The 21,387-nt window shown below is 71.6% G+C and carries 18 protein-coding genes and 2 pseudogenes; 2 read left to right on the top strand and 18 right to left on the bottom strand.

Features of this window, described 5'->3' with window-relative positions; all coding sequences use genetic code 11:
• Nucleotides 1–3 precede the first annotated feature (3 nt).
• The 15 genes and pseudogenes from ACY0PA_RS33420 to ACY0PA_RS33350 all read right to left on the bottom strand — a co-directional run bounded on the left by ACY0PA_RS33420 (nucleotide 4) and on the right by ACY0PA_RS33350 (nucleotide 16,055).
• Entirely contained in the window at nucleotides 4–1,239 is a 1,236-nt protein-coding gene (locus ACY0PA_RS33420) for a cytochrome P450 (protein ID WP_473081178.1), read from the bottom strand.
• A 24-nt stretch (nucleotides 1,240–1,263) separates the two neighbouring features.
• The gene (locus ACY0PA_RS33415) at nucleotides 1,264–2,688 is read right to left on the bottom strand and encodes an NAD(P)/FAD-dependent oxidoreductase (RefSeq protein ID WP_473081177.1); all 1,425 of its coding nucleotides are present in this window, start codon (nucleotides 2,686–2,688) and stop codon (nucleotides 1,264–1,266) included.
• Nucleotides 2,645–2,869, bottom strand: coding sequence for a ferredoxin (locus tag ACY0PA_RS33410; RefSeq protein ID WP_473086510.1), 225 nt, complete (start codon nucleotides 2,867–2,869; stop codon nucleotides 2,645–2,647). Before ACY0PA_RS33410 ends, ACY0PA_RS33415 begins: the two co-directional genes overlap by 44 nt.
• A 110-nt stretch (nucleotides 2,870–2,979) precedes the next feature.
• Nucleotides 2,980–3,618 carry a hypothetical protein gene (locus ACY0PA_RS33405; RefSeq protein ID WP_473081176.1) on the bottom strand — a complete coding sequence of 213 codons (639 nt, stop codon included), beginning with the start codon at nucleotides 3,616–3,618 and terminating at the stop codon, nucleotides 2,980–2,982.
• A 116-nt stretch (nucleotides 3,619–3,734) separates the two neighbouring features.
• A pseudogene (locus ACY0PA_RS33400) lies at nucleotides 3,735–3,935 on the bottom strand (methylated-DNA--[protein]-cysteine S-methyltransferase); the annotation flags it as partial.
• 13 nt (nucleotides 3,936–3,948) lie between these two features.
• On the bottom strand, nucleotides 3,949–5,415 hold the full coding sequence (locus tag ACY0PA_RS33395; protein ID WP_473081175.1) for a DNA-3-methyladenine glycosylase 2 family protein: 1,467 nt from the start codon (nucleotides 5,413–5,415) through the stop codon (nucleotides 3,949–3,951).
• Between the two features lie 88 nt (nucleotides 5,416–5,503).
• Complete coding sequence (locus ACY0PA_RS33390; RefSeq protein ID WP_473081174.1) at nucleotides 5,504–6,019, bottom strand: O-acetyl-ADP-ribose deacetylase; 516 nt, start codon at nucleotides 6,017–6,019, stop codon at nucleotides 5,504–5,506.
• Nucleotides 6,016–7,425, bottom strand: a complete 1,410-nt coding sequence (locus ACY0PA_RS33385; RefSeq protein ID WP_473086509.1) for a phytoene desaturase family protein — start codon at nucleotides 7,423–7,425, stop codon at nucleotides 6,016–6,018. The genes ACY0PA_RS33390 and ACY0PA_RS33385 overlap by 4 nt, the downstream gene beginning before the upstream one ends.
• A 173-nt stretch (nucleotides 7,426–7,598) precedes the next feature.
• On the bottom strand, nucleotides 7,599–8,450 hold the full coding sequence (locus ACY0PA_RS33380; RefSeq protein WP_473081173.1) for an inositol monophosphatase family protein: 852 nt from the start codon (nucleotides 8,448–8,450) through the stop codon (nucleotides 7,599–7,601).
• A 120-nt stretch (nucleotides 8,451–8,570) separates the two neighbouring features.
• Nucleotides 8,571–10,415 (bottom strand): gamma-glutamyltransferase family protein, encoded by a 1,845-nt coding sequence (locus ACY0PA_RS33375; RefSeq protein ID WP_473081172.1) that lies wholly within the window; start codon nucleotides 10,413–10,415, stop codon nucleotides 8,571–8,573.
• Nucleotides 10,416–10,434: 19 nt separating this feature from the next.
• Nucleotides 10,435–11,481: an ABC transporter ATP-binding protein gene (locus ACY0PA_RS33370; RefSeq protein ID WP_473081171.1), complete on the bottom strand. Its 1,047-nt coding sequence runs from the start codon at nucleotides 11,479–11,481 to the stop codon at nucleotides 10,435–10,437.
• Nucleotides 11,478–12,503: an ABC transporter ATP-binding protein gene (locus ACY0PA_RS33365; protein WP_473081170.1), complete on the bottom strand. Its 1,026-nt coding sequence runs from the start codon at nucleotides 12,501–12,503 to the stop codon at nucleotides 11,478–11,480. The genes ACY0PA_RS33370 and ACY0PA_RS33365 overlap by 4 nt, the downstream gene beginning before the upstream one ends.
• Complete coding sequence (locus ACY0PA_RS33360) at nucleotides 12,500–13,321, bottom strand: ABC transporter permease (protein ID WP_473086508.1); 822 nt, start codon at nucleotides 13,319–13,321, stop codon at nucleotides 12,500–12,502. Before ACY0PA_RS33360 ends, ACY0PA_RS33365 begins: the two co-directional genes overlap by 4 nt.
• Before the next feature lie 50 nt (nucleotides 13,322–13,371).
• Nucleotides 13,372–14,325: an ABC transporter permease gene (locus ACY0PA_RS33355; RefSeq protein ID WP_473086507.1), complete on the bottom strand. Its 954-nt coding sequence runs from the start codon at nucleotides 14,323–14,325 to the stop codon at nucleotides 13,372–13,374.
• A gap of 80 nt (nucleotides 14,326–14,405) precedes the next feature.
• Nucleotides 14,406–16,055, bottom strand: a complete 1,650-nt coding sequence (locus tag ACY0PA_RS33350; RefSeq protein WP_473081169.1) for an ABC transporter substrate-binding protein — start codon at nucleotides 16,053–16,055, stop codon at nucleotides 14,406–14,408.
• 224 nt (nucleotides 16,056–16,279) lie between these two features.
• Between ACY0PA_RS33350 and ACY0PA_RS33345 the strand changes: the two are divergent.
• Together ACY0PA_RS33345 and ACY0PA_RS33340 are read left to right on the top strand one after the other, a co-directional pair.
• Nucleotides 16,280–16,465, top strand: a pseudogene (locus ACY0PA_RS33345) (AraC family transcriptional regulator); the annotation flags it as partial.
• Nucleotides 16,466–16,607: 142 nt separating this feature from the next.
• Nucleotides 16,608–17,267, top strand: coding sequence for a hypothetical protein (locus tag ACY0PA_RS33340; protein ID WP_473081168.1), 660 nt, complete (start codon nucleotides 16,608–16,610; stop codon nucleotides 17,265–17,267).
• Here the strand turns inward: ACY0PA_RS33340 and ACY0PA_RS33335 are convergent.
• The 3 genes from ACY0PA_RS33335 to hydA form a co-directional block, all read right to left on the bottom strand.
• Nucleotides 17,264–18,784 (bottom strand): NCS1 family nucleobase:cation symporter-1, encoded by a 1,521-nt coding sequence (locus tag ACY0PA_RS33335; protein WP_473081167.1) that lies wholly within the window; start codon nucleotides 18,782–18,784, stop codon nucleotides 17,264–17,266. The two genes, ACY0PA_RS33340 and ACY0PA_RS33335, sit on opposite strands and share 4 nt — an antisense overlap.
• A 149-nt stretch (nucleotides 18,785–18,933) precedes the next feature.
• Nucleotides 18,934–19,953, bottom strand: coding sequence for a TIGR03842 family LLM class F420-dependent oxidoreductase (locus tag ACY0PA_RS33330; protein ID WP_473081166.1), 1,020 nt, complete (start codon nucleotides 19,951–19,953; stop codon nucleotides 18,934–18,936).
• Between the two features lie 16 nt (nucleotides 19,954–19,969).
• A complete protein-coding gene (gene hydA / locus ACY0PA_RS33325) occupies nucleotides 19,970–21,376 on the bottom strand; it encodes a dihydropyrimidinase (RefSeq protein WP_473081165.1) in 1,407 nt (468 codons plus the stop codon).
• Between the last annotated feature and the right edge of the window lie 11 nt (nucleotides 21,377–21,387).

The raw sequence follows: 21,387 nt of genomic DNA, 5'->3' as shown, positions 1-21,387 counted from the left end.
GCCCTAAGGGCGGATCCCGTCGCAGGCGATGGACAGATGCCGCGGCCCGCGCAGCACGGCGTTCTGCCGGTACGGCGGCGGGTCCTCCAGCAGACGTGGGTTCTCCAGCCTCCGGGCCAGTTCCGACAGGGCGAACTGGGCCTCCAGCCGGGCGAGTGGTGCCCCGAAGCAGCTGTGGATGCCGCTGCCCAGGCCGAGGTGCTGGATGTCCTGGCGGTCGGGGTCGAAGCGGTCGGGGTCCTCGAAGCGCTGGGGGTCTCGGTTGCCGGACGCCAGAACCAGCCACAGCGAGGCGCCCTTGGGAATGGTGACGCCGCGGACCTCGATGTCGGCGAGGGTGGTGCGCTGCGGCACGAGTTGCACCGGCGGCTCGAAGCGCAGCAGCTCCTCGACGATGGGCACGGCCAGCCGCGGATCCGCACGCAGCCGCTCCAGGACATCGGGATGGCGCAGCAGGGTCAGCATTCCGTTGGTGACGAGATTGACGGTGGTCTCGTGCCCCGCGATCAGCAGCAGCGCTGCCGTGCTGAGCAGTTCCATGGTGGTCATCGCCCCGTCCTCGCCCTTTGCGGTCGCCAGCTCGGAGAGCATGTCCTCTCCGGGATTCTTGCGGCGCTCCTCGACCAGTCCGGCCAGGTACATGCCCAACTGCATACGGGCGTCCTGCGTGACCTTGCCCCGCTCGGCCGGGTCCGCGTCCGGGTCGGGGTCCAGGCCGGCGGCGATGGTGTCCGCCCAGGTGTGGAAGCGTGCCTCGTCCTCGCGCGGCACCCCCAGCAGCCGGCAGATCACGGTCACCGGGAAGGGGTACGAGAACTGGTCCACCAGGTCGATCCGGCCCGGGTCGCCGATGTCGTCGATGAGGCCGGAGACGATGCCGTGCAGCTCTTCGCGCATCCCGTCGACCCGGCGGGGGGAGTGCGGCGGGCCGAAGGGCCGGTTCGTCATGCGTCGCAGCCGGTCGTGTTCCGGCGGATCGAGCCGGAGGAAGCTCGGCGGCAGGGCACTTTCCCCCTCGGTCGACTGGGCCAGCGGGTCGCGGGTGTTCGAGGCCAGATTGCGGGCGTCGGAACTGATCCGGGGATCGTGCAGGAGACTGCGGATCTCGTAGTAGGTGCTGATGACGTACGGCCCGTCGGCTTCGTGGTGGACCGGCGTCTTCCGCAGCTCTTCGTAGATCGGGTACGGATTGGCGCGGTTGGCGTAGTCCAGAACCTGGTGCAGCAAGGATGGCGTCATGGCGAGTCCTCGTGGCCGTGCCGGTCAGTGCGCGGGGGTGAACGTCATCCGGCGGTCGGCCGGTGAGTATCCGCTGAGGGTCACAGTGGGGCCGTGGGTGGGGACCGACGGGTCGGGGAAGTCCGCGTCGATCGGCCGCTGTCCGTCCGAGCGCCGGTCGACCGTGTCGAACGGCGGCGGGAACGACGCGGTGGTCTCGATCAGCTCCTGGTAGAACGGCAGCCACCGGGCATGGTCGAAGGCAACCGCGCCGATGACGCGCCCCTGATACCCGTAGACACCTACGAACCGCCGATCCTGGAGCGAGCCCTGCGAGATGAGGATCTCGGTCCCCAGCGACGGCACCCCGACGGACTTGATGTTGACTCCGAACTGCGCGGACCAGAAGGCCGGCACCTCCATGTGGGGGAGGCGGTCGGTGCTCTCGCTGAGCATGTTGTGCGCCGCGATCCGACCCTGCGAGACGGCGTTGCCCCAGTGCTCCAGGGACAGGAACTGATAGCCGAACAGAGCGTGAGGGGAGCGGGCGACGTCGCCCGCCGCATAGATGTCGTCGGTGACGATTCCGCGGATGTCGAAGGCGCGGCAGCCGGCGTCGCAGGCGATGCCGCGGGGGCCGGCCCCGAGTCCGGACCCGGCGAGCCATTCGGTGTTGCGGGTGGCCCCGAGCGAGACGATCACCACGTCGGCCTCCACGGTGGAGCCGTCGGACAGATGCGCGGCGCGTACCCGTCCCGAGGTGTCGCCCTCCAGAGCGGTCACCATGACCCCGCATCGCAGGTCGACACCGTGCTTGCGCTGGAGCTCCGCGGCGACCGCGCCGACCAGCCCGCCGAGGGCGCCGACCAGGGGCGCCGAGCCACGCTCGGCGACGGTGACGGGGAGGCCGCGTTCGCGGCAGGCGGAGGCGATCTCCGAGCCGGTGAACCCGGCCCCGATGACGAGGACCCGCTTGGGTCCCGCCTCGAGCCGCCGCACGAGGGCGGCGCTGTCGTCGCGGGTCCGCAGGACGAAGACGCCGTCGAGTTCCGCCTCGGCCTCGCGCGGCCAGGGTCGCGCCCGGACCCCGGTGGCGATCAGCAGCCGGTCGTACGGCACCTCGTCACCGTCGGCCAGCCGCACCCGCGCTGCGGCCATGTCCAGGCCGGTGGCCGGGACACCCAGCCGCCAGGTCACGTCGACCGACCGGAGCCTGGGCAGTGCGGTGCGGTCGGCGGCCGCCCTGCCCAGCAGCACCTGCTTGGAGAGCGGGGGCCGGTCGTACGGCTCGTGGGGCTCGTCACCGATCATGGTCAGGGAGCCCGCGAAGCCCTCGGTTCGCAGGGTTTCGGCGGCGCGCAGGCCGGCCAGTGAGGCGCCTACGACGACGATGCGGCCCTCGCGTCTGAGCCGTTCCAGGGATCCGTCACCGTGCACCGGACACCGCCTCGGCCGGTACGTCCACCGCATCGACGAGGATGGCCTGAACCGGGCAGGCCGCGGCGGCCTGGGCCAGCTTCGCACGCTGCGCCTCGTCGGCCTCCGGGGTGTACAGCAGTGCCTCCTCGCCGTGCATGGCGAAGATCTCGGGCGCAAGGAACGCGCACTGCGCATACCCCTGGCAGCGGTTCAGGTCGACGGCAATCCTCACCACGGGATCGGTCCTCTCCACGGCCCGGTCAGCCCCCTGAGACCACCCTCGGTGTCCGGACGGGCTGCGGCGACGAGAAGGCGACCGTTCGAGTGAGCGGTGTGGTCGGCTCAGGCCGATGTGGCCGGCTGCGACCGGGCGGGACGCCGACCCCGCAGGATGTTCAGGCTGAGGAGCAACGCCCAGGCCGGGAAGACCAGTTCGGACCAGGGCACGTTCGCTCCCACCGCGAGCAGCGTAAGGCCCGCCAGGTAGCCGAGGGCGACGAGCGGGCGCGGGAGTGCGCCGCGTCGGCGGCCGATGGTCGAGGTCGTGATGATGAACACGGCCGCCATCCGCATGGCGTACGTGGTCAGCAGGGCGTAGGCGAAATGCCGGCCGAAAGGAGGGTGCTGCTGACTCTCGTCGAGCACGGTTCCGGCTGCCGCGGCAGCGCCGAACAGGGTGGCGACGAAGACCAGGCCACTGCCCAGGAACACCGTGGACACGAAAGGGTCCTCGGCCTCGCCGGCGTGCTCGCGCAGGGCGCCCATGAACCACAGGAAGGCGATCCCGGCGAACGGGAGAAGCTCCAGCGCTGTCCGCACGGCGCTGCGCTGTCCGGCATCGACGGTTACGTCGTCCGCGCCGTTGCCGCCGGGCAAAGCGATGCGCATCAGGACCATCGCCGCGGCCATGAGGATCGCGAACACCACCCCGGCCACCCCCGCGGCCCAGGGTGTCGCGAGGCGCTCGCGCTTTCGCTCCATGGTCTCTCGCTTTCTGCCCGGTCCTCCTTCGTACAGACACCAGTGATCCGGGGACTCGCGCCACCGGAGTCACTCGGAAGGGAGACCGCGGTGCGCCATACAGGCCATGGCTGCTGGTCGGATGGCTCGCCCTGGAAATAGGCCTCCAGCTGGTCGATGACCGCCCCGAAGGGGCGGGCGTCGCGCTCCCCGAAGGTCTCCTCGGCGGGGCGGTGGCGCTGGTCGGTCATATAGAGGCCGCTGAGCGTGCCGTCGGTGGCGACGAGCGTGAGCGGACCGTAGGGGCTGTCGATGACGTGGTGCTGCTTGGCGGTCATGGTCGTACGTCCCTTACACGGGGAGGAAGTTGATCGGGTGGTCGTCGGTGGCCCACAGGTACTGGACGGCGTACGCGCGCCAGGTGCGCCAGGACGCGGCGCGCGCGGTGAGCGCGGCGGGTGTGTGGGGCAGCCCCAACTCCTGTGCGGCGCGCCGCATTCCGAGGTCGGTGGGCAGGAAGGCGTCCGGGTCGCCGAGGGCGCGCATCGCGATGACCTCGACCGTCCAGGGCCCGAAGCCGGGCAGCGTCATGAGCCGGTCGCGGGCCTCGTCCCAGTCGCTCTCGGGGCCGAGGACGAGGGTGCCCTCCGCGAGTTCGCGCACCAGTGTGGTCAGGGTGGTGCGGCGGCTGCGCGGCAGGGCGAGCGCCTCGGGGTCGAGGGCCGCGAGGGACGCCGGTGACGGGAAGAGGTGGGTGAGGCCGCCGTCGGGGTCGTCGACGGGCTCGCCGTGCGCGGTGACGAGGCGCGCGGCGTGGGTGCGGGCGGCGGCCGTGGACACCTGCTGGCCGAGTACGGCGCGGACCGCGAACTCGGGCTCGTCGACGGTGCGCGGCACCCTGCGGCCGGGCGCCTTGTCGACGAGCGGCGCGAGCAGCGGGTCCGCGCGCAGCTGCTCGTCGACGGCGATGGGGTCCGCGTCGAGGTCGAGCATGCGGCGGCAGCGGCTGATCGCGACGGTCAGATCGCGCTGGTCGGTGAGGACGAGGCGGCAGCCGATGTGGTCGGGGGCGGGTGTGAGGGTGACGATGCCGTGCCCGTAGGGGAGGCGCAGCGTGCGCCGATACGCGCCGTCGCGCCACTCCTCTACGCCCGGTACGGCGGTCGCGGCGAGGTGGCCGAAGAGGTTGTCGGGGTTGAGCGGGGCGCGGAACGGGAGGCGCAGCGTGATCGCGCCGGGCGCCGCCGCACCGTTCCTGGGCGCGCGGGTGCGCAGCTCGCTCGGGGCGAGGGCGAAGACCTCGCGGACCGTGTCGTTGAAGGTGCGGACGGAGGAGAAGCCGGCGGCGAACGCGATGTCGGCCATCGGCAGCTCGGTCGTCTCGACGAGGATGCGTGCGGTCTGCGCGCGCTGGGCGCGGGCCAGGGCGAGGGGGCCCGCGCCCAGCTCGGCGAGGAGCTGGCGCTCGACCTGGCGGGTGCTGTAGCCGAGGCGTCCGGCGAGGCCGGGGACGCCCTCGCGGTCGACGACGCCGTCGCCGATGAGACGCATGGCGCGGGCCACCAGGTCGGCGCGCTGGTTCCACTGCGGGGAGCCGGGGCTCGTGTCGGGGCGGCAGCGCTTGCAGGCCCGGAATCCGGCCTGCTGGCAGGCGGCGGCGCTGGGCAGGAAGGTCATGTTCTCGGGCTTGGGAGGCACTACCGGACAGCTGGGCCTGCAGTAGATCCGGGTCGTCAGGACGGCGGTGAAGAACCAGCCGTCGAAGCGGGCGTCCTTGGACTGGACGGCCCGGACGCATCGGTCGGTGTCGGTGTGCATGCAGTAAGCATCGCCGATGGCCGCCGCCCCCGGCTGGCGAGAATCCGACATCCACGTGCGGGCCGCGCGGCCCCTCGGCGGGGGGCGGTCAGTCGGCGAGGGCGTCGGCGAAGGCCGCGTACGCCCGGTCGTCGAAGAGGACGAACCGCACCTCTTCGACCGGCGGCCCTGCGGCCTCCCGCACGGTGCGGACCGCGATGCGCGCCCCGTCGTCCAGCGGCCAGCCGTAGATCCCGGTCGAGATCGCGGGGAAGGCCACCGTGCGCGCGCCGAGACCGGCCGCCACGCGCAGCGACTCGCGGTAGCAGGAGGCGAGCAGCTCGGACCGGTCCAGGGACGCGGACCAGACCGGGCCTACTGTGTGGATCACATGCCCGGCGTCCAGGTTCCCGGCCGTCGTGGCGACCGCCTGTCCGGTGGCCAGGCCCTTTCCATAGTGCGAGGCGCGGAGTCTGCGGCACTCGGCGAGGATCTCGGGGCCGCCGCGCCGGTGGATCGCGCCGTCGACACCGCCGCCGCCGAGCAGCGAGGAGTTGGCCGCGTTCACGATCGCGTCGGCGGTCTCGGCGGTGATGTCGCCCTTGACCAGGGTGATTCGGGTCATGATGCGCGGATCCTCCTCCACACGGCCTTGGCCGCGTTGTGCCCGGACATGCCGTGGACGCCCGGCCCCGGCGGGCTCGCGGACGAGCAGATGAAGACGGCGGGGTGCGGCGTCGTGTACGGCGACAGGGACAGCTTGGGCCGCAGCAGCGTCTGGAGCCCGCTCACCGCGCCGCAGGCGATGTCACCGCCCACATAGTTCGCGTTGCGGGCGGCCAGCTCGGGCGGTCCCGCGGTGGCCCGCGCCAGGATCCGGTCGCGGAACCCGGGCGCGAAGCGCTCCAGCTGCCGCTCGGCGGCGTCGGTGAGGTCGCCGTCCCAGCCGCTCGGGACATGCCCGTACGCCCAGAAGACGTGCTGGCCCGCGGGGGCCCTGGAGGGGTCCATGACGCTGGGCTGGACGGTGATGAGGAAGGGCTTGTCCGGGGCGCGGCCCTCGCGGGACGCGGCGCGCAGGGCAGCCTCGATGTCGCGGCTGCCGGGCCCGACCTGGACGGTGCCTGCGCTCCTGGCCTCCTTCGCCGTCCACGGCACGGGTCCGTCGAGCGCGTAGTCGAGCTTGAAGACGCTCGCGCCGTACCGGAAGCGCTCGTAGTAGCTGCCGAGCCCGGCGATGCGGGCGAGGGCCGTGGGCGAGGTGTCGAAGATGTAGGCCCGGGCGGGCGGCAGGTCGTCGAGGCGCTTGATCTCGTAGCTCGTGTGAACGGCTCCGCCCAGGTCCTTGAGGTACGCGGTGAGCGCGTCGGAGATCGCCTGCGAGCCGCCGCGCGCGACGGGCCACCCACGCGCGTGACCGGCGAGCGCGAAGACGAGGCCGACGGCTCCCGTGGCCAGGCCGCCGAGCGGCGCGATGGCATGGGCGACGAGGCCGGAGAACAGGGCGCGCGCCCGGTCGTCGCGGAAGCGCCGCATCAGCCACGTCGCCGGCGGGAGCCCCGTGAGCCCGAAGCGGGCCAGGGTGAGCGGGTCGCGCGGCAGGGAGGTGAGCGGCAGCGCCATGAAGTCCCGCACGAGGGCGTCCCACTTGGGCAGGAGAGGTGTGACGAGACGGCGGTAGGTGCCCGCGTCGTGCGGCCCGAACGAGGCGGCCGTCTCGGCGACGGAGCGTGACAGTACGGCCGCGCTGCCGTCGGGGAAGGGGTGCGCCATGGGGAGCTCGGCGTGCAGCCACTCCAGGCCGTACCGGTCCAGCGGCATGTTCCTGAACGCGGGCGAGTTGATCCCCAGAGGGTGAGCGGCCGAGCACGGGTCGTGGCGGAATCCGGGGAGGGTGAGCTCCTCGGTGCGCGCGCCCCCGCCGACGGTGTCCCTGGCCTCGAAGACCGCCACGGAGAAGCCTCGGCGGGCCAGCTCCACGGCAGCGGTCAGTCCGTTCGGTCCCGCACCCACGACGACGGCATCGAGCATCGACGGCACCTTCGGACTCCTTTGTCAGCCGAGGCCACTGGTCGACAGGATATGCCGCAGGGCTGACAGAGCCGGGGCGCGGGGCGTTCCCGGACGGGCTGCGCAAGGGTGCGCCGAGGGTCGGCGCAGGTCATGGGCGCGGGAACCCGCGAGGGGCGCTCGCGGCCGCTCGGTCACTCGCCGCCGAGCAGGTCCACCACGCGCCGAGCCGTGGCCGCGTTCCTGGCCGCCGTGAACGGAAGTGCGTTCCCCCCGGTGATGCGGAAGGGCTCGCCCTCCTTCGTCAGGTGTGTGCCGCCCGCCTCCTCGACGAGCAGCAGCCCCGCCGCGTGGTCCCACGCGGCCTCCCAGGAGAACGCGGTCGCGTCCAGCTCGCCGCGGGCGACGGCCAGATACTCGAGGCCGGCCGAGCCGCACGGGCGCGGGCGCACCCCGTCGGCCCACAGGCCAAGGAGGTCGCGCTTCTGCGCGTCCGTCGTGTAGTCGGGGTGCGAGGTCGCCACGTCGATGGGCTCGTCCGCTCCGGGTGAACCGGCGTGCAGCGCCTCGCCGTTGAGCCAGGCGCCCTTGCCGCGGACCGCTACGGCGAACTCGCCGAGCGCGGGTGCGAACGTCCAGGAGGCGAGGACCGTGCCGTGCTGGGCCAGCGCGACGAGCATGCAGAACCCGGGGTCGCCGTGGACGAACTGGCGGGTACCGTCGACCGGGTCGACGATCCACACCGGGGCGTCCTCGCCTATCGCGTCGTAGACCGCGTAGTCGGCGTGGACCGCCTCCTCGCCGACGACGACGGAACCGGGCAGCAGGGCGCTCAGCTCGCGGGTCAGATACTCCTCGGCCAGCCGGTCGGCAGTGGTCACGAGGTCGTGCGGGCCGCTCTTCTGGGCGACGTCACCCTCGGCGAGCTGCCGGAAGCGGGGCATCACCTCTGCGGCGGCAGCGGCGCGCACGGCCTGCTCCACCTCGGTGACCCCGTGTACGAGAAAGTCGTCGATGCTTTCCGTCATTTCCTGTGCTTCGATCATGCCTCCATGAGAGCACGCTCCACTGACAGCCCGTACCCGCCCGGTGTACGAGGGGTGGAATCCCGTTGAATACCGCGGAACCCCACCCCTGATACATCGATCCGTGCACCGCCTGATCCGTCAGCGGCCGACGGCGTACCCCTGCATCCCGCGCGGGTTGGCGGCGGCCGACAGGACGCCGGTCTCCGGGTCGCGGGCGACCGCGCACAGGCGACCCTCCGACCAGGGCTCGCCGACCGTCACGTCGTGGCCGCGGCGGCGCAGCTCCTCGATGACGTCCTCGCCGACGCGGGACTCGACGGTGACGCTGCCGGGCCGCATCGCGCGCGGGTAGAAGGAGCCGGGGAAGGAGTCGTTGTGCCAGTTCGGGGCGTCGACGGCGCCCTGGAGGTCGAGCCCGCCGCGCACGGCCGCGCGCAGCGCGACGGCCAGGAAGAAGTGGACCTGCCACTGGTCCTGCTGATCGCCCCCGGGCGTGCCGAACGCCATCACCGGCACACCGTCCTTGAGGGCGAGCGACGGCGTCAGCGTCGTACGGGGACGGCGTCCCGGCGCGAGCGAGTTCGGCAGGCCCTCGTCCAGCCACGCCATCTGGAGGCGAGTGCCGAGCGGGAAGCCGAGCTCGGGCACGACGGGGTTCGACTGGAGCCAGCCGCCGGAGGGCGTCGCGGCGACCATGTTGCCCCAGCGGTCGACGATGTCGAGCTGGCAGGTGTCGCCGCGGGTCGCGCCGTCCGCGGAGACCTCCTGGTCACCGCGCTTGGCGACGGTGGGCTCACCGGCTCCGGCGCCCGCTATCCCCATGGCGTCGAACCCGTCCTCCCCCGCCGCCACGGCGTGCGCGTGCGCGGAGATCCGGGGCTCGGTGCCGCGCGGGCTGCCCGGCCGCAGCTCGTGGGACGCCTTGTCGCCGATGAGGGCGCGGCGCGCGGCGTTGTACTCGTCGGACAGGAGCTCGGCGAGGGGCACGTCCTCGGGCCCGGCGTCCCCGTACCAGGCCTCGCGGTCGGCCATGGCGAGCTTGCAGCCCTCGATGAGCAGGTGGACGTACTCGGCGGAGCCGTAGGCGGGCAGCTCGTCGCGGAGCAGGGCGAGCTGCTGGAGGAAGGCGGGGCCCTGGCTCCAGCCGCCGGCCTTGCACAGGGTCCAGCCGTTCCAGTCGTACGTGGCGGGCGCCTCGTAGGACGCGGACCAGCCGGCCAGGTCGGCGGCGGCGAGCGTGCCGGTGTGGTGGGTGCCGCTGGTGTCCATGGTGGGCCGGCCGGCCTGCCGGACGAGGGCCTCGGCGATGAAGCCCTCGCGCCAGATCGCGCGGGCGGCCTCGATCTGGGCGACACGGTTGTCGGCGCCGTCGCCCGCGCTCTCCTCGGCCTCCTCGATGACGCGGCGCCACGTCGCGGCGAGCTGCGGGTTGCGGAAGAGCTCCCCGGGCTTCGGGGAGGCGCCGTCCTTGAGGTAGACCTCGGCCGAGGAGGGCCACTCGTTCTCGAAGAGGGCGCGCACGGTGTCGACGGTCTCGCCGACGCGCTCCACGGGCGCGTGCCCGTCCTCTGCGTACCCGATGGCGTAACTCAGCACCTCGGCCAGGGACTTGGTGCCGTGGTCCTTCAGGAGGACCATCCAGGCGTCGAAGGCGCCGGGCACGGCGGCGGCCAGGGGGCCGGTGCCGGGTACGAGGTCGAGGCCGAGGGAGCGGTAGTGGGCGACGGTGGCCCCGGCGGGCGCGACGCCCTGCCCGCACAGGACGCTGACGTCCCCGCCGGCGGGGGCGAGGATGATCGGGACCTCGCCGGCGGGGCCGTTCAGGTGCGGTTCGACGACGTGCAGGACGAAGCCCGCGGCGACGGCGGCGTCATAGGCGTTGCCGCCGCTCTCCAGGACGGCCATGGCCGACTGGGAGGCGAGCCAGTGGGTGGACGAGACCATGCCGAAGGTGCCTTGCAGGGTCGGCCGGGTGGTGAACAAGGGTGGTGCTCCTCGGGCGTCAGGCGGATGCGGGGCGGCTGTGAGGGATCGTACGAAGTGAGTCGTCGGCGTCCGCGGTTCGGGGTGCCGCGGCGTCGGGGGCTGTGCCGTCGTCGGCGACGAGGTGGCAGGACACCTCGCGGCCGCCGTCCAGGGTGCGCAGTGCCGGGATCTCGGTGCGGCAGCGGCCTGTGGCGAGCGGGCAGCGCGTGTGGAAGCGGCAGCCGGGCGGCGGCGCGAGCGGGCTGGGCAGTTCGCCGCTGAGGACGATGCGTTCGCGGGTGCGCTGGGTGACCGGGTCGGGCACGGGCGCCGCCGACAGGAGTGCCTGGGTGTAGGGGTGCTTGGGGTCGGCGAACAGCTCGGCGGTGGGGGCCTGTTCGACGATCTGGCCCAGGTACATGACCGCGATCCGGTCGGCGAGGTACTCGACGGCGGCGAGGTCGTGGGTGATGAACAGGCAGCCGAAGCCGCGGTCGCGCTGGAGGTCGGCGAGCAGGTTGAGGACGGACGCCTGGACGGACACGTCGAGGGCGGAGGTCGGCTCGTCGGCGACGAGGAGCGCGGGGTCGACCGACAGGGCGCGGGCGATGGAGATGCGCTGGCGCTGGCCGCCGGACAGCTCGTGCGGGTGCCGGTCGGCGTGCTCGGGGCGCAGGCCGACCTGGGCGAGGAGTTCCGCCACGCGCGCGCGTGCCGCCTCGCCCTTCGCGATGCCGTGCAGCCGCAGCGGCTCGGCGACGATCTGCCCGACGGTCATGCGCGGGTCGAGGGACGACGAGGGGTCCTGGAAGACGAGGTGGAAGTCCTTGCGCAGGGGGCGCAGGGCGCGCCGGGACATGGTCGTCACGTCGGTGCCGTTGATGCGTACGGTGCCGCCGGTGGGCTCGTCGAGGCGTACGGCGCAGCGGCCGACGGTGGACTTGCCGCTGCCCGACTCGCCCACGAGACCGACGACTTCCCCGCGTCCGACGGTCAGGGAGACGCCGTCGGCGGCGCGTACGGTGCCGCCGGACGCGGCGAAGTGCCGCTCCAGGGCGTCGAGTTGCAGGACCGGGGTGCTCACTGTGCGGCCTCCTGGAGGGTGTGCGGGTGCCAGCAGGCGGTCAGGTGCGGGGCGTCGGCTGCGGCGTTCTCAGTGACGGCTTCGAAGCCGGGCCGGGTCGTCGTGCACCGCTCGTCGGCACGGGTGCAGCGCGGGGCGAACGTGCAGGCGTCGGGCTGGGAGTCGAGGCTCGGCACGAGGCCGGGGATCTCGGGCAGGCGCCGCTTGCCGCCACTATCCGCCGCGGCCGAGGCGCCGGGCCGCAGGACCGCCGAGAGGAGTCCGCGGGTGTACGGGTGGCTGGGCGCCGCGAACAGCTCGTCCACGGGGGCCTGTTCGACGGGCCGGCCCGCGTACATGACGAGGACGCGGTCGGCGGTGTCGGCGACGACGCCGAGGTCGTGGGTGATGAGGACGATCGCCGTGCCGAGGCGCTCGCGCAGCGACTGGAGGACCTCCAGGATGCCCGCCTGAACCGTCACGTCGAGGGCGGTGGTCGGTTCGTCGGCGATGAGGACGGCCGGGTCGCAGGCGACCGCGATGGCGATCATCACGCGCTGGCGCATGCCGCCGGAGAGCTGGTGCGGGTATTCGTCGACGCGCTGGGCCGGGGCGGGGATACCGACGAGGTCCAGGAGTTCGACGGCACGCGCGCGTGCCTCCTTCTTGCTCAGCCCCTGGTGGCGGCGGAGCACCTCACCGATCTGCCGGCCGATGGTGAGCACCGGGTTCAGCGAGGTCATCGGCTCCTGGAAGATCATCGCGATGTCCTTGCCGCGGATCTTCCCGTACGCCTTGTCGTCGCCGCCCGCGAGTTCGCGCATCCCGAGCCTGATCGACCCGGTGATGTGCGCGGTCGGCGGGAGCAGGCCCATGACGGCCATGGAGGTGACGGACTTGCCGCAGCCCGACTCGCCCACCACGGCGAGGACTTCACCGGCCGCCAGGTCGAACGAGACGTGGTCGACCGCGTGGACGGTGCGGGAGTCCGAGCGGAAGGACACCGAGAGGTCGCGGACACTCAGCACGGGGTCGGGGCTCATCGGGTCGCTCCACGGGGGTCGAGGACGTCGCGCAGGCCGTCGCCGAGCAGGTTGAACGCCAGCGTCGCGGCGACGACGGCGAGGCCGGGGAACACCGCCATCCAGGGCGCGGGCGCGAGGAAGGACTGGGCGGACGACAGCATCACGCCGAGGGACGGCTCGGGCGGCTGGACGCCGAGGCCGAGGAAGCTGAGCAGGGCCTCGCCGATGATCGCGGCGGGGATGCCGACGGTGGCCTGGACGACGAGCGCCGAGGTCGCGTTGGGGAGGATGTGGCGGAACAGGACGGTGCCGTCCCCTCCCCCGTTGGCGACGGCCGCGACGACGTAGTCGACGTGCTTGAGCCGCAGGGTCTCCGCGCGGGTGATGCGGATGACGGCCGGGATCTGCGAGATGCCGATCGCGATGGTCGCATTGGTGAGGGACGGGCCGAGCACGGCGGCGAGACCGACGGCCAGGACCAGGAACGGGAACGCGAGCATGGTGTCGGTGACGCGCGAGACGACGCTGTCGGCGAACTTGCCGTAGTAGCCGGCGAGCAGTCCGAGCGGGACGCCGATGACGAAAGCGAGCACGACGGCGAGCACGCCCACCTGCATCGAGGCCCGGGCCCCGTAGACGACGCGGGACAGCTGGTCGCGGCCGAGGTCGTCGGTGCCGAGCCAGTGGCTCCAGCCGGGCGCCGCGAGAACGTTGTCGAAGTTCGGCTGCGCGGGGTCATAAGGCGCGACGAGCGGTGCGAACAGCGCGGCGAGCACGAAGACCGCGGCGATGACGGCGCCCGTCATGGCGAGCTTGTTCCTGCGCAGGGCGCGCAGCTTGCCGCTCTTGGCCGCGCGGACCCGTATTCCTGTGAGGGCGAGCGTGGTCACCGGGCACCTCCGAGCCGGATGCGCGGGTCGATGACCGAGTACGCCACGTCGACCAGCAGGTTGATGAAGATGTACGCGGCCGACGTGCACAGCACCACGCCTTGCAGCGTCGCGTAGTCACGCGTGAAGACGGCGTCGATGGTGAGCTTGCCGAAGCCGGGGAGCACGAAGATCTGCTCGGTGACGACCGCGCCGGAGATCAGGTGACCGAGCTGCAGACCGAGCACGGTGACGACCGTGACCAGGGAGTTCCGCAGGGCGTGGCCACCGACGACCTCGCGCCGGGACAGGCCCTTGGCGCGGGCGGTGCGGACGTAGTCGGCGGACAGGGAGTCGAGCATCGCGGCGCGCGTCTGACGCATGACGACGGCGGCGAGCCCGGATCCGAGGACGATCGCGGGCAGCACCATGCGGCGCAGGTTGTCGATCGGGTCGGTGCCGAAGGGGACGAAGCCGGAGGCCGCGAAGACCGGGACGACGATCGCGAAGGCGAGCACGAGCACGATGCCGAGCCAGAACGTGGGGACCGAGAGGCCGAGCAGGGCGAGGCCGTTGGCGATCCACTCCGCGGGCCTGCCGCGCCGCACGGCCGCGACGACACCGGCGCCGATACCGAGGACGATCGCCAGCAGCAGGGAGAGCGCGGCGAGTTCGAGCGTGACGGGCAGCGCCTGCCCGATGGCGTCGGCCACCGGGAGGCCGGTGCGCGAGGACGTGCCCAGGTCACCCTGCAGGGCGTGGCTGATGAAACGCCCGTACTGGATCACGATGTTGTCGTCGAGCCCGTACTCGGCACGGATCGCGGCGAGCGCGGCGGGGCTGCGCTCCTCGCCCGCGAGGGCGAGGGCCGGGTCGCCCGGCAGGGCGCGGATCCCCGCGAAGACGACGATCGAGACGAGGATGAGCGTGATGACCGACTGCCGGACGCGGGTCAGGACGTACCTGGCCATGGGGTGCCCGGCGAGCAGCCCCTGCCGTTTCGCAGAAGCCTTCCTCAACGTGACCTTCTTTTCCGTGAGTTGAGCGGTCGTCACTTGGCGTACCCCGCATCCTTCACGCGGATCAGTCCGTCGCCGTAGACGCGTACGCCTGCGACGTCCTGCCCTGCGACGACGTAGTTCTTCTGGCGGTAGAGGTAGATGAGCGCGTGGGCGTCGTTGGCTCGGCGGGTCAGATCACCGTAGATCTTGGCGCGTTCGGCGGGGTCGGCCTCGGTGCGGCCGCGCTCGATGAGGGCGTCGATCTTGTCGTCGGAGAGGCCGTACGCGTTCATCGCGCCCTTCGTCTGCAGGAAGCTGGCGATGTTGCCGTCCGGGTCGAGGCGTCCGGACCAGCCGCTGTTGAACGTCTGGTAGTGACCGTCGTCGGTCTCCTCGAGCATGGTGGCGTACTCGGTGGGGCGCAGGGTGACCGCGAACCCGGCGTCCTTGGCCATGGCTTGGATGACCTGGCCGATGCGGCTCCACTCGGGCGTCGTGGAGGTCTTCAGCTCGACGTGCACGGGGGTCTTGACGCCCGCCTGCTTCAACAGCCGCTTGGCCTTGGCCACATCGCGCTTGGGGCACTGCGACGCCTTGACGCCGGGCGCGAGCGCGGACTCCGGGGAGATCGGGCCGCATGCGGGCTCGTACATGCCCTGGAAGACGACCTTGTTGATGAGTGCGCGGTCGATGGAGAGCTCGAAGGCCTCGCGGACACGGACGTCGTTCGCCAGCGGGCTGTCGACGTGGCCCGGCTCCTGGCCGAGGCCCTTCACGTTGCCGACGTTGATGCCGATGCCCTGGTAGCCGAGCGACGGCGAGTTGAAAAGCTGGAGCTTGTTGTCGGTGAGGGCGCTCTTCACGTCCACGGGCACCATCTGGTCGCCGACCTGGACGTCTCCGGAGCGCAGGTTGGCGAGGCGGACGCTGCCGTCGGGGATCGGCTTGTAGATCACCTTGTCGAGGTGGACGTCGCGCGCGTCGTAGTAGTTCGGGTCCTTGGCGAGCACGATGCGGTCGCCGCCGACGCGCTCGACGAACTTGAACGGGCCGACGCAGGAGGGGTGATTCGTGAAGTTCTTGCCGTACTTCTTGAGCGCGGCCGGGGACATCACCATGCCGGAGCGGTCGGCGAGCACGGCGGTGAGCGGGACGTAGGCCTGCTTGAGGGTGAGCTTCACGGAGTACGCGCCGGTGGCCTCGGCCGTCTTGAGCGGGGTGAGTTCGGTGGCGCGGGCCGATCCCGGCAGGTCGCGGTGGCGCAGCAGCGAGGTGACGACGGCGGCCGCGTCGAGGGAGGTGCCGTCGCTGAACTTCAGGCCCTTGCGGACGGAGAAGGTGACGGTGCGGCCGTTCGGCGAGGTCTTCGGCAGCGCGGTGGCGAGCTGCGGGACGACCTTGCCCGCCTCGTCGACGTCGTAGAGCTTCTCGCACATCCCGGCGAAGACCGTGCGGCCTACGAGGGTCTGGGCGAGCGAGGGGTCGAGTTTGTCCGGGTCCGCGTTGAGGGCGACGGTGAGCGTGCCGCCGTCCCGTACGGGCCGGTCGTCGGTCATGCGCTCCCCGCCGACCTCGGTGGCCGAGGACTGGAGGGAGCCGCAGCCCGCCGTTGTGGACAACACCAGGGCAACTGCCGTGACGGCAACCGCTGTTCGGCGCACGAGGAGATACCTCCGCCAGGGGACGAGTGTGCGGGACATCCTGTGGATGATCCGTGTGTGATCAAGGAATACCGCAGAACGTATTTCGCATACAGTCCACAGGCAAGGGGGTTGTCCGCATGGCGGAACGCATTCGATGAAGATTGAATAACCGGCCCCGGCAAAGAAGGGCACAAGGTCCCAAGCGACCGGAACGGGCACGTCCGACCGGAACGGGCACAGGATGTCGGGTCCGCGGCCATGGGTCCTCCCTAGCGTGAGCGAGGTCAACAGGAAGGAGCGCGGAGGTGCTCGCCGGGGAGCCGACGCTCCTCGAGATCGCCGTGCGCTACGGCTACGGGTCGGGCGAGGCGTTCGCGCGGGCCTTCAGGGGCCTGCACGGCGTGGGCCCCGGCGAGGCCAGGCGCACCGGTGCGGCCCTGCGGTCCCAGCCCCGGATGCCCTTCCGCCAGGCCTCTTTGGGGTGAAGGCACGGTGATGCGAACTCGCTGAACTGCGCATGATGCGCATGAGGGGCAAGGGGGCGGTGTTGTCCCGGGGCAACTCGTGTGACACTGGCGTCCCCTCCCCCTCGCACAAGGGGCGTACGCCGTGCGTTCTCTCCCTCTCCCCCTCGCTCTGACCGTGCGGGTCCTGCCGGTCGCGGTGCTCGCGTGCGCCGGCTGGGCCTGGACCTCGGGCCCGATGGCGGATTCGCCTGGGCAGCCTGCCGCTGCCCCGCAGCCCTCGGCGAAGCGTGCCCCACAGTCGGCGGCGTCCGCGACCAGCCGCGCCTACGACAAGCCGCCCGAGCCGTGCTCCGCCGTCACGGCAAGCACGGTCGCGGACCTGGTCCCGAAGGCCGACCCGGCGGGCAAGGAACTCGCCGCCGCCGACCGTTCGCTGCGCCGCGGCTGCTCGTGGAGCGCGCTGAAGGACTACGACTACCGCTGGCTCGACGTCTCCTTCGAGATCAAGGAGACGGCCGCCGCGGCGAACACCGCCTTCGCCGCGCGCGGCAAGGGCGACTCGGCGCCCGGCCTCGGTGACGAGGCCCGGATCACCGTCGCCCTCACCTCGCACGACAAGCAGAACACCCGGGGGGCGGTGGTGACGGTCAGGGCCGGCAACGCCCTGGTGACCGTCACGTACAACGGCAGCGACTTCGAGTCCCACGGCGCGCCCCCGGCGGACGGCATCTACAAGGGCGCCCTGAAGGCGGCCGGGGACGCGGTGGCGAAGCTGACCGGCAAAGCAGGCCCGACCGGCTAGATCCGGACCCCACGCGCCTTGGCCAGGGCCACGTAAAGGATCAGCGAGGACGCGAGCCCGACCGCCCAGCCGTAGTCCGCGAGTGGCTTGAGGAACGGGATGAGGCCGTCCACGGGGAACGGTCCCTGCTTGGCGCCCTGCGCGTCGACCGTCGAGTACGAGCCGCCGACGGCGAGGACACCGCCCACGGCGAAGGCGATCACCGCGTTCCAGTTCCAGCCGCCCGAGTACCAGTAGCGGCCGTTCGGCAGATACAGGTCGGCGAGGTGGAGCACCGTGCGGCGGATGATCCAGTAGTCGGCGATCAGGATGCCGGCGACGGTGCCGAGCAGTCCGCCGACGACGCCGAGCCAGGTGAAGATGTACAGCTCGGGCGTGGAGGTCAGCTTCCACGGCATGACGAGGACGCCGATGACACCGGTGATCAGCGCGCCGGTGCGGAAGTTGATGAGCTTGGGCGCGAGGTTCGCCAGGTCGTACGCGGGTGACACGACGTTCGCCGCGATGTTCACGGAGATGGTCGCGACGAAGACCGTGATGAGCGCGAACAGCAGCCCGAAGACGTTGTCGGTCTTGCCGGCCAGCGCGACCGGGTCCCAGATCGCGGCGCCGTAGACCTTCTCGGACCCGGACGTCACCAGGACGGACATCAGGGCGAAGAGGGTCATGGTCGTGGGCAGGCCGAGGGTCTGGCCCCAGACCTGGGCGCGCTGTCCTTTGCCGAAGCGCGTGAAGTCCGGGATGTTGAGGCTGAGCGTGCTCCAGAAGCCGATCATGCCCATCAGGCCGGGGAAGAAGATCTTCCAGAAGTCGGATCCCCAGCCGACCTTGGACGGCTCGTCGAGGAGCGGGCCGAAGCCGCCCGCCTTGTTCGCGATCCATACGAGCAGGACGACGGCGCCGACCAGGACGAACGGCGCCGCCCAGTTCTCGAAGCGGCGCAGGGTGTCCATGCCCCGGTAGATGATGGCGAGTTCGAGGACCCAGAAGAGGACGAAACAGAGCCACAGGGTCCACGGGTAGCCGCCGACGTGCGAGACGTCGGCCCAGCCGCCGAAGACCTTCCCGAGCAGGACGAACACGCCCTGCCCGCCGATCCAGGTCTGGATGCCGAACCAGCAGCAGGCCACCGCCGCCCGGATCAGCGCGGGCAGGTTGGCGCCGCGCAGGCCGAACGAGGCGCGGGCGAGGACGGGGAAGGGTATGCCGTACTTGGGTCCCGCGTGCCCGGTGAGCAGCATCGGCAGGAGCACGATGACGTTGGCGAGCCCGATGGTGAGGACGGCCTGCTTCCAGTCCATGCCGAGCGCGACGAGGCCCGAGGCGAGGGTCCAGGAGGGGATGCAGTGGGCCATGCCGATCCACAGGGCCACGAAGTTGTAGGTGGTCCAGCGGCGTTCGGCGAGGGGGACGGGGCGCAGGTCGTCGTTGGCGAAGCGGCTGTCGGAGGGGTAGGCGTCGGCGCTGAGGTCGATGCCGCCGCCCGCGGGCAGCGTGGGTGGCGCGGTGTCGGTCATGAGCAGGCCATTCGTTCGGGAGCCGGGGGCTCGGACAGCGGGGAGGTGCGAACGGGCCGTGCGGGTGCGGGCGGTGGGGACCCTGGCGGGGAGGACGAGGGTGACGGGGTGTACCGAGATGGGGCTCAGGCGTTCCCCATGGGATCGCCTCAGGTGTTCACCGCCGGAATGATGTGCTCCCCGTACGCGTCGATCACCTCCTCCTTCGCGTCGTGCATGGCGTAGAGGGCGAACTGGTCGACGCCGAGGTCCCGCAGGGCGCGCAGCTTCTCGACGTGGTCCTGTGCGGTGCCGATGAGGCAGAACCGGTCGACGATCTCGTCCGGTACGAACGCCGTGTCGGGGTTCCCGGTCCTGCCGTGGTGGGCGTAGTCGTAGCCCTGGCGGGCCTTGATGTAGTCGGTGAGTTCGTCGGGGACCATCGACGAGTGCTCGCCGTACTTGGTGACGAGGTCGGCGACGTGGTTGCCGACCATGCCGCCGAACCAGCGGCACTCCTCGCGCGCGTGGGCGAGGGCCTCGGGCGAGTCGTCGGCGGTGACGTACGCGGGCGCCGCCACACAGATCTTCACCTCGGACGGGTCGCGGCCCGCGCCGGCGGCCGCGTCCCGCACGGCCTTGATCATGTACTGGGTCAGATACGGGTCGGCGAGCTGGAGGATGAACCCGTCCGCCTCCTCGCCGGCCATCTTCAGGGCCTTGGGCCCGTACGCGGCCATCCAGACCGGCAGTTGGGCACCGTCCCGCACCCACGGGAAACGGATGACCGTTCCTCCGAGGTCGGCCTCTTCGCCCCGGGCGAGCGCCCTGATGACCTTCATGGCCTCGCTGATCCGGGCGAGTGTGTTGGGCTTGCGTCCGGCGACGCGCATCGCGGAGTCGCCGCGGCCGATGCCGCAGATGGTGCGGTTGCCGTACATGTCGTTGAGGGTGGCGAAGGTGGAGGCGGTGACCTCCCAGGTGCGGGTGCCCGGGTTGGTGACCATCGGGCCGACGGTCAGATGCGACGTCTCGGCCAGGATCCGGCTGTAGATGACGAAGGGTTCCTGCCACAGCACGGCCGAGTCGAAGGTCCACCCGTGGGTGAAGCCCTCGCGCTCGGCGCGCTGCATGAGGGAGACGACGCCGGAGGCCGGGGGGTCGGTCTGGAGGACGAGTCCGAAGTCCATGGGATCCACCACGTTTCTAGTTCAGGTACTGGCAGGCGGAGCGCGCGGTGTACACGCCGTGACCGGCGCGGCCCGTGAACTCCCGCTCGGAGATGACGAGTTCGCCGCGGGAGAGCACGGTCTCGACGCGGCCTGTGATCCGCTTGCCCTCGTACGCCGAGTAGTCGACGTTCATGTGGTGGGTCTCGGCGGAGACGACCTGCTCGGCGTGCGGGTCGTAGATGACGACGTCGGCGTCGGCGCCGGGCGCGATGGTGCCCTTCTTCGGGTAGAGGCCGAACATGCGGGCCGGGGTCGCGCAGGCGATCTCGATCCAGCGGCGGCGCGAGATGTGTCCGTCGACGACGGCCTGGTGCAGGAGGTCCATACGGTTCTCGACGCCGGGCATGCCGTTGGGGATCTTCGAGAAGTCGCCGCGGCCCAGCTCCTTCTGCCCGGTGAAGCAGAAGGGGCAGTGGTCGGTGGAGACGACCTGGAGGTCGTTCGTGCGCAGGCCGCGCCACAGGGCCGCCTGGTGGTCCTTGGGCCGCAGGGGCGTACTGCACACGTACTTGGCGCCCTCGAAGTCCGGCTCGGCGAGGTTGTCCGTGGACAGGAAGAGGTACTGGGGGCAGGTCTCGCCGAAGACGTTGAGGCCCTCGTCGCGGGCGCGCGCGATCTCGGCGAGCGCCTCCTGCGCCGAGACGTGCACCACGTACAGGGGCGCGCCCGCGACCTGCGCGAGCTTGATGGCGCGGTGCGTCGCCTCGGCTTCGAGGAGCGCCTTCCTGACCTCGCCGTGGTAGCGCGGGTCGGTCTCGCCGCGCTCCAGGGCCTGCTGCACGAGGACGTCGATCGCGATGCCGTTCTCGGCGTGCATCATGATCAGGCCGCCGTTGTCGCCGGCCCGCTGCATGGCGCGCAGGATCTGCCCGTCGTCGGAGTAGAAGACTCCGGGGTATGCCATGAACTGCTTGAACGACGTGACCCCCTCGGCGACGAGCAGGTCCATCTCCTTGAGCGTCTCGTCGTGCACATCGGAGACGATCACGTGGAAGCCGTAGTCGATCGCGCACTTCCCGTCGGCCTTGGCGTGCCAGGCGTCCAGGCCCTCGCGCAGGGTGTGCCCGACGGACTGGATGGCGAAGTCGACGATGGTGGTCGTGCCGCCCCAGGCCGCCGCCCGGGTGCCCGTCTCGAAGGTGTCGGCGGCGAAGGTGCCGCCGAACGGCATCTCCATATGGGTGTGCGCGTCGACGCCGCCCGGGATGACGTACTTCTGGCGGGCGTCGATCGTCCGGTCCGCGGTCCAGGATTCCGCGGCGTCGGTGCCGGCCGCGGCGAGGGCGGCGATGCGCCCGTCCTCGATGAGTACGTCGGCGTGGATCTCGTCGGCGGCGGTGACGACGAGTCCGCCGCGGATGACGGTACGGCTGCTGCTCATGCTCCCTCTTC

The sequence above is a fragment of the Streptomyces sp. DS1-CR2 genome (genome assembly GCF_055760475.1).
This window is presented reverse-complemented; position numbering and strand designations above follow the sequence as displayed.

Excerpts from the sequence above, each read along its gene's own strand:
- ACY0PA_RS33330 (WP_473081166.1), bottom strand. The coding sequence starts at position 19,953 with ATGGACTTCGGACTCGTCCTCCAGACCGACCCCCCGGCCTCCGGCGTC.
- ACY0PA_RS33335 (WP_473081167.1), bottom strand. The coding sequence starts at position 18,784 with ATGACCGACACCGCGCCACCCACGCTGCCCGCGGGCGGCGGCATCGAC.
- ACY0PA_RS33350 (WP_473081169.1), bottom strand. The coding sequence starts at position 16,055 with ATGTCCCGCACACTCGTCCCCTGGCGGAGGTATCTCCTCGTGCGCCGA.
- ACY0PA_RS33380 (WP_473081173.1), bottom strand. The coding sequence starts at position 8,450 with ATGATCGAAGCACAGGAAATGACGGAAAGCATCGACGACTTTCTCGTA.
- ACY0PA_RS33385 (WP_473086509.1), bottom strand. The coding sequence starts at position 7,425 with ATGCTCGATGCCGTCGTCGTGGGTGCGGGACCGAACGGACTGACCGCT.
- ACY0PA_RS33365 (WP_473081170.1), bottom strand. The coding sequence starts at position 12,503 with ATGAGCCCCGACCCCGTGCTGAGTGTCCGCGACCTCTCGGTGTCCTTC.
- ACY0PA_RS33390 (WP_473081174.1), bottom strand. The coding sequence starts at position 6,019 with ATGACCCGAATCACCCTGGTCAAGGGCGACATCACCGCCGAGACCGCC.
- ACY0PA_RS33405 (WP_473081176.1), bottom strand. The coding sequence starts at position 3,618 with ATGGAGCGAAAGCGCGAGCGCCTCGCGACACCCTGGGCCGCGGGGGTG.
- ACY0PA_RS33395 (WP_473081175.1), bottom strand. The coding sequence starts at position 5,415 with ATGCACACCGACACCGACCGATGCGTCCGGGCCGTCCAGTCCAAGGAC.
- ACY0PA_RS33415 (WP_473081177.1), bottom strand. The coding sequence starts at position 2,688 with ATGCGGTGGACGTACCGGCCGAGGCGGTGTCCGGTGCACGGTGACGGA.
- ACY0PA_RS33420 (WP_473081178.1), bottom strand. The coding sequence starts at position 1,239 with ATGACGCCATCCTTGCTGCACCAGGTTCTGGACTACGCCAACCGCGCC.
- ACY0PA_RS33355 (WP_473086507.1), bottom strand. The coding sequence starts at position 14,325 with ATGGCCAGGTACGTCCTGACCCGCGTCCGGCAGTCGGTCATCACGCTC.
- hydA (WP_473081165.1), bottom strand. The coding sequence starts at position 21,376 with ATGAGCAGCAGCCGTACCGTCATCCGCGGCGGACTCGTCGTCACCGCC.